Here is a 6850-nt window from a genome sequence, read left to right on the forward strand (position 1 = left end):
AATATTAGACAAATTGATTATACGCCCGTTAACTTCTCCTTTAGCATAATAGTTATTATTAATACTAGTTATTCTAATAACCTCTATATCCTTAGGTATATAAGAATAAAACCATATATTATTATTTAAAGACACTATAAAAAATAAAAAGATTACTATGGTTATTTGTATCCCCTTAAAATATAATATAAATGCAAAAAAGCTACCTATATAAAAAATTCCAATAAACTTATTTTTGCTATATGCTTCATATGAAATAGACGATAATATAAATGTAATAAAAATATATACTAACGGATTATTAAAATCCTTATATTTACTTATATTCACTTGAGCAACACCTCATTAAATAAGCATTACCAATTTTTTATTATATAAATCACAAACACGACAAAAAAGACTTTACTTACTTGTAAAGCCTATAATAATTTATAATATTATTTTTTATTAATTATAAAAATTTAATAGCTATAGGTAAATATATGAAAAATCCTATAGTAAATACAATATGAATTTTCTTATATAATTTATAGTTATTTTTCATCATGACTCCAGTTATTCCAATTACGATCATAATAACTGCAAAACCAATATACTTTATAAATCCTTCTTGCCCAACTCTTAAAACCAATTCAGCTATCATAGCTAAAACTGATATACTTCCTAAAACTATATGTGTTTTTAAACATATACTCTTTTTTACCTTAAATAATTTTAATATATAATAAATTAATAATGATAAGCAAAAAAACATAGATGATATTCTTTCCATTGTGACAACTTCCTACTTTCTCTTTTATAAATAATTTATATTATTCTAAGCAATTTCTCCTTTTGAAGCTTCCATAGCTTTCTTTTCTTCTGGAGAAATTGTTCTAACCTTAAATATAAAATAATACAATTTAATTATTATTAATACAATAATAGTTATTCTCATAGGTAATACATCCACTAATATTAAAGGAAACGCCAACATAAAATTGACAAAACTTAATAACACAACCTTTTGCTTTAGTGTCATAGCTCTTTCTTTAACAAAACTTTCTAGATGTTTCTTATAAATATTAGAATTTGTAAACCAAGTATGAAATCTCTCAGATCCCTTTGCAAAACAAAATGATGTTACTAATAAAAATGGTGTTGTTGGTAATATAGGTAATATTACGCCTATAAGACCTATTCCAAGTGCTAAAAATCCTAAAATTATATAAAAATACTTCTTTGCCTTATTCATGTTTACTCCCCTTTAAATTATTAATTTTCTATTTCCTAATCTTTATAATTTGATAATACCCACTACTTATTTAATGCATGTCTAATAAGTTCAAGAGGATTATAGATAATAAGTCTTGGTCCTGAGAACCTCATTACTTCTTTAACTTTTTCCTTCATGTCCTTTTTATAACAATGAATTGGACATCTTGAGCAAGTTGATTTATTCTCTCCAAACTTACAAAAACTTAGTCTTTTATGTGCATATTCTAATAACTCTGCACATTCTTCACAAAGCTCACCTTTCTTATTACCATGCTTCTTTTGACAGTATATATCTATCATTAGCTTTATAGTCTTTTTTTCCCTATCAATTTTCCCCATATAAATTTTCTCCCAACATACAAATGATAATCATTATCATATATTTTCTAATAAAAGGCTGTATCTGTTAACTATGAACCTTTGCCCACTTTTTCAAGTATGTTCATATTACATAGCAATACAGCCTTTCTTTTAATTAGCTTACTACTAACTTGCTATTTTCAAGCTTATAAGTCTTATTACAAACAGCAGTTGTTGATTTTCTATGCGAAATAAGTACTATTGTTTTATCTTCACAGTTTTCCTTTATTGATTTTAATATTTCACCTTCATTTAACGTATCTAAATTACTTGTAGGTTCATCTAAAATTAAAACATCTCCATTACTTAAAAATGCTCTTGCTAACCCTATTCTTTGTTTTTCACCAGAAGAAAGGTTTCCTCCAAGCTCTCCAACTTTTGTATCATATCCATTAGGTAAAGTTTCAATAAAGTCATGTATAGATGCCATTTTAGCTGCTTCTATAACTTCTTCTTTCGAAGCTTTTGGATTTCCTATCTTTATATTATCTAATATAGATTCATTAAATAAATATGTTTCTTGACTTACTAAAGTTTGACTATTTCTAAGTGATGCTGTATTAACCTCTTTAATATTCTTATCATCAAGATTAATTTTTCCTTCATTAACATCCCAGAATCTCATCATAAGCTTAACAAATGTACTCTTACCTATTCCACTTTCACCAATAAGTGCAATTTTATCACCCTTTTTAATATCAACTGATGCCGTATCAAAAATCTTTTCTTTTCTATTAGGATAAGAGAATGTTACATTATCATATGCTATTGATTCACCCTTTATTTCATGTCCATCTGCTACTTCTTCTACATGTGGTTCCTCATCAATTAAATCAAATAATCTTTCTGCACAAGCAAAAGTTTGAAGTAATGTATTTGAAAGGTTACTTAAAGCAACTACTGGACCAAATGATGATGCTATTATTACTATTCCAACAAGCATCCATGTAAATGATATATTTCCAATTGAATATTGTGCAAATCCAACACCAACAAAAGTTAATATTGCAATCATTATAGTTAAATCTGTAATAGCTCTTATTATACCTTCATGTTCTTTAATTTTATCAAGGCTTTCATTTATTCTATGTGATTTTGAATTAATTTCACTTAATCTTTCATCACCAGATTTAAATAATAAAACTTCCTTTAATCCTCTTAATGAATCAAGTATATAATTATTACATTCACCAAACATATTTCTATATCTAACTCCAGCTTCTTTACCTAAACTTGAAGAGGCATATGGTATTACAAATCCAACAATTAAGAAGAATATAACTGATAATACTCCAAACCATGGATTTATAACATATAGTATTATTGAAATAATAGTGTTTGTTATTATTGCAATTGATATTGGAGCTATAGTATGAGCATAGAAAACTTCTAAAAGTTCTATATCAGAAGTAATTAATGATATAAGATTTCCTTTTTCCTGACCTTCTAATTTTGCAGGAGCTAATTTTCTAAGTTTAGCAAATATCTTATCTCTTAATATATAAAGTATTTTAAATGCAATATAATGTCCTGATAATTGTTCTCCATATCTTAGGAATCCTCTTAAAACTGCACTTACTGCCATAACTACCATTGCTCCAGTAAAGCTTATAAATGTAATATCTCCTATAAAAGCTCCTATAGCTATTGCCCCAAAGCTTGCTATTGCTATTGCAGCTAAGAAACCAACAACCCCCATGCTTATAGTTATTGCCATAATTGGAGCTAATGGTTTTAACTCAACAATTAATCTCTTCATTATTTGGAAGCCTGATCTTCTTTTCATATTAGCAAACCTCCCTTATCATTTCTAATTCATTTTGTTTATTAACCATCTCATAGTAGCATGATTCATTTTTCATTAATTCATCATGAGTTCCATTTTCAACTAAAATCCCTTTATTCATAACATAGATATTTTTAGCTTCTGTCACGTTAGCTAATCTATGTGAAATTACTAATATAGTTTTGTCCTTAGAAAGCTCATAAATGGCTTCCCAAATACTTTCTTCACTTTCAACATCTATATTAGAAGTTGCTTCATCAAATATAATCATTGGCCTATCAGCTAAAATAACTCTTGCTAGTGCTAATCTTTGTTTTTGTCCACCAGACAATGCACTACCAGCTTGACCTACATCAGTTAATAATCCATCTTTTAACCCTTTTACAAAGTCATATAATCTTGCAGTCTTTAATGCATTGTTTATTTCCTCTTCAGAAGCATCCTTTTTAGCCATTATTAAATTATCTAAAATAGTTCCATTAAAAATGTAACTGTTAGTAGAAACTAATGCTATATTTCCATAAATATTATCTAATGATACTTTTTCTATATTTGTATCATTAATATCAATTTCTCCCTTAGTTACTTTATGATTATTTAAAATAAGTGATGCAATTGTACTCTTACCAGAACCACTTTCCCCAACTATTGCAACTAATCCACCTGGTGTAATATCCATATTAATATTCTTTAATACTTCTCTTTCACCATCATAACTAAAATCAACATTTTTTAAACTAACTCTAACTTCCTCTAATTTAATATCTTCATTTGTTTCAACATCTTTTTGTCTTTCTTCTGCATCTAAAATACCAAACATTCTATCGCTTGCTGCCATACCATTCATAGCTATATGGAAGTATGAACCTAATAATCTAAGTGGTATAAAGAATTCAGATGAAAGTAGAATTATTATAAGTAAGCTTCCTACTGGAATTTGTCCATTTTTAAATTGAATTAATGCAACTATAGTTCCTGCAGCAGCTCCACCAAATGCTACTAAATCCATTATTGTAATAGAATTAAGCTGCATACTTAAAACTTTCATTGTTATTTTTCTAAACTTTTCTGCTTCTACATTCATTTTTTCATGACGTTCTTCATCAATATTAAATACTTTTAATGTAGTTAACCCTTGAAGATTTTCTAAGAATGTTCCACCTAAATCTGAATAAGACTTCCAATAATCTTTTAATATTCTCTTAGCAATTTTCATTATTGCAATAATTGATACTGGAATAAGTGGTACACAAAGTATAAACACTACTGCCGCTTTAAATGATATAAAACTCATAAATACAAATAACGTTACTGGAACTAAAAGCGCATAGAAAAATTGAGATAAATACTTCCCAAAATATATTTCAAGTTGTTCAATTCCCTCAACCGATACTTGAACTACTGCTGATGTACTTTCAACAGAAGTATAACCTGTTCCTAATTTTAGTAATTTTTTATAAATAAGTTCTCTTAATGTTACTCTTGCATTTGCTGATGCTGCATTTGAAAATTTAGCATATAAAATATTACAAGAATATCTAACACTTAATAAAATTGCTATTATTACAATCGCTGCTAACAATGACACTTGTCCCCAAACATTGAATTCCATCATAGCACCTAAAATATTATTACCATCAAGGTCTAATCTTTGGCCAACATAAATTTTATTAATAAATTGACCTATTAATATTATGGTAATAATATTACATAAAACTGCAATCCAATTTACTAATATAGTTAAAGCTATATACTTTTTTGACTCTTTACAAAGGTTTATCAACCTTTTATTAATCATCATAATATCATTTCCTCCTTTGAATACTTAAATCACTTGAAATATTATTTCAACTGATTTTTATTATCACTTAAATCACTATAACCTAATTGATAAGTATTTTCAATAGTTTTTTACAAAAAATAAAAATTCCTCTATATATAACTATTAATTATAACTAGAGGAACCTCATATATATAATTACCATATTCAACTCTTTTAATTTAATACCATTTGCTTTATAAGTGACTCCACTGCATTTACTGTACTTTTATGATTTCTTATAACCATAATATTTTTTTTATCAGCTTCTCTCTTTGCTGTTAATACAAGTTTATGTGATACAACATCTGTTAATAATATTACGGCATCTGGCATTCCTATTTTATCTTTTAACCCGGTTTCCATTTGAGTAAAAACTTTTGCTTTACAATTATATTTCTTACATATCTTAATATACTCTTTGCTCATTTTATCATGACCACCAACAATAACTACACTCATCTTATTTCTCCTTTCTTCCTCTATATATTGATACTTTCTAATTCATTAAATAAACTCTTTATGTTGCAAGCTACTTTATAGGATGAAGTCCCCTTTAATATATAACTTACTGTATGTTCTTTTATTTTGTCATATTTATAAAAAGTTTTCTTCGCTTCCTGTAAATCATTGTATACAAGCCAATATCCACAAGTTAAACATTTCTTTTCTTTACAATTCATAAAATCTTTAACATCATTTAATGGAAAGCCTAAAAATACTCCTAATTCATGCGGACAATTAAACTTTTTGTATCTTTCTTTTAAATTTAATAAATGATCATTAATATCTCCTTTATTACAATATCCTAATTGCAATAAAAATTCTTTATTTTCTTTTCTTAATACATAATTCTCTAATTTCTTTTCATTATATATTAGTATAATTAATGCATTATCACACTCTCTCAAATTTATATATTGAATATCAATTTTCTTTAAAAAGCCTATTCCATACTTTATCCATTTATCATATAGGTTGTCATTATCTTTTTTTATAGTAACAGTTGCTGATGGTTTTACTCCTGATATTACCAGAGAGGCATTGTAAATTAAAAATTTTTCAATGCACTCTCTATCTCCCATTTTAGAAAGACTTTTATAAAACTCTACTTGCTTCAAGCCTTGTACTATACCTTTGCTATTTGAATTCCAAAATTTACGCACTCAGAAGATTCATCTTCTGGTTCATAATTAATAATTAAACCATCATCAATTAATGTACAACCTAAAGATTCCATTCTTTCTTGCCAATCTCTCATCCATTGGCCATCACCCCATCCATATGATCCAAATAAAGCAACTTTTTTACCAGAAAGCTTAGAAGATATTCCGTCAATAAAAGGTTCAAATTCACCTTCTTCTAAAACCTCATCTCCCATAGCAGGGCATCCTAATACTACAACATCTTCATTATCAAAAATATCTAATCCAGCAGCAGAAACATTAACTACTTCTACATCTTTTCCTTCACTTTCAATACCTTTTGCAATTAAATTTGCCATTTTCTCAGTATTCCCTGTACCTGAATAATAAACTATCTTCATTCCTCTCCTCCTAAATAATATTGATATTCATTCTCATTTAATTATTATACTATATCATTACCATTTATTTGTCAATATATAT

At 27.1% G+C, this 6850-nt stretch carries 8 protein-coding genes; all 8 read right to left on the reverse strand.

The window, feature by feature from the left end; genetic code table 11:
- Positions 1-451: 451 nt before the first annotated feature.
- Positions 452-772 (reverse strand): hypothetical protein, encoded by a 321-nt coding sequence (locus I4V63_RS07065; protein WP_196000588.1) that lies wholly within the window; start codon positions 770-772, stop codon positions 452-454.
- 45 nt (positions 773-817) lie between these two features.
- The gene (locus tag I4V63_RS07070) at positions 818-1234 is read right to left on the reverse strand and encodes a YbaN family protein (RefSeq protein ID WP_196000589.1); all 417 of its coding nucleotides are present in this window, start codon (positions 1232-1234) and stop codon (positions 818-820) included.
- Between the two features lie 62 nt (positions 1235-1296).
- Complete coding sequence (locus I4V63_RS07075) at positions 1297-1596, reverse strand: nitrous oxide-stimulated promoter family protein (RefSeq protein ID WP_196000590.1); 300 nt, start codon at positions 1594-1596, stop codon at positions 1297-1299.
- Between the two features lie 136 nt (positions 1597-1732).
- Entirely contained in the window at positions 1733-3403 is a 1671-nt protein-coding gene (locus tag I4V63_RS07080; RefSeq protein WP_196000591.1) for an ABC transporter ATP-binding protein, read from the reverse strand.
- 1 nt (position 3404) lies between these two features.
- A complete protein-coding gene (locus tag I4V63_RS07085) occupies positions 3405-5204 on the reverse strand; it encodes an ABC transporter ATP-binding protein/permease (protein WP_196000592.1) in 1800 nt (599 codons plus the stop codon).
- A gap of 195 nt (positions 5205-5399) precedes the next feature.
- Positions 5400-5684 carry a DUF2325 domain-containing protein gene (locus tag I4V63_RS07090; RefSeq protein ID WP_196000593.1) on the reverse strand — a complete coding sequence of 95 codons (285 nt, stop codon included), beginning with the start codon at positions 5682-5684 and terminating at the stop codon, positions 5400-5402.
- A gap of 20 nt (positions 5685-5704) precedes the next feature.
- Positions 5705-6388, reverse strand: a complete 684-nt coding sequence (locus tag I4V63_RS07095; protein ID WP_347707727.1) for a DUF3793 family protein — start codon at positions 6386-6388, stop codon at positions 5705-5707.
- Positions 6352-6768: a flavodoxin gene (locus tag I4V63_RS07100; protein WP_196000594.1), complete on the reverse strand. Its 417-nt coding sequence runs from the start codon at positions 6766-6768 to the stop codon at positions 6352-6354. Before I4V63_RS07100 ends, I4V63_RS07095 begins: the two co-directional genes overlap by 37 nt.
- Between the last annotated feature and the right edge of the window lie 82 nt (positions 6769-6850).

This window comes from Clostridium sp. 1001271B_151109_B4, assembly GCF_015670405.1.
Lineage (GTDB): Bacteria > Bacillota > Clostridia > Clostridiales > Clostridiaceae > Clostridium.

What these genes read in the sequence shown, in the direction of transcription:
- I4V63_RS07065 (WP_196000588.1), bottom strand. Translation starts at nt 772, where the DNA reads ATGGAAAGAATATCATCTATGTTTTTTTGCTTATCATTATTAATTTAT.
- I4V63_RS07070 (WP_196000589.1), bottom strand. Translation starts at nt 1,234, where the DNA reads ATGAATAAGGCAAAGAAGTATTTTTATATAATTTTAGGATTTTTAGCA.
- I4V63_RS07075 (WP_196000590.1), bottom strand. Translation starts at nt 1,596, where the DNA reads ATGGGGAAAATTGATAGGGAAAAAAAGACTATAAAGCTAATGATAGAT.
- I4V63_RS07080 (WP_196000591.1), bottom strand. Translation starts at nt 3,403, where the DNA reads ATGAAAAGAAGATCAGGCTTCCAAATAATGAAGAGATTAATTGTTGAG.
- I4V63_RS07085 (WP_196000592.1), bottom strand. Translation starts at nt 5,204, where the DNA reads ATGATGATTAATAAAAGGTTGATAAACCTTTGTAAAGAGTCAAAAAAG.
- I4V63_RS07090 (WP_196000593.1), bottom strand. Translation starts at nt 5,684, where the DNA reads ATGAGTGTAGTTATTGTTGGTGGTCATGATAAAATGAGCAAAGAGTAT.
- I4V63_RS07100 (WP_196000594.1), bottom strand. Translation starts at nt 6,768, where the DNA reads ATGAAGATAGTTTATTATTCAGGTACAGGGAATACTGAGAAAATGGCA.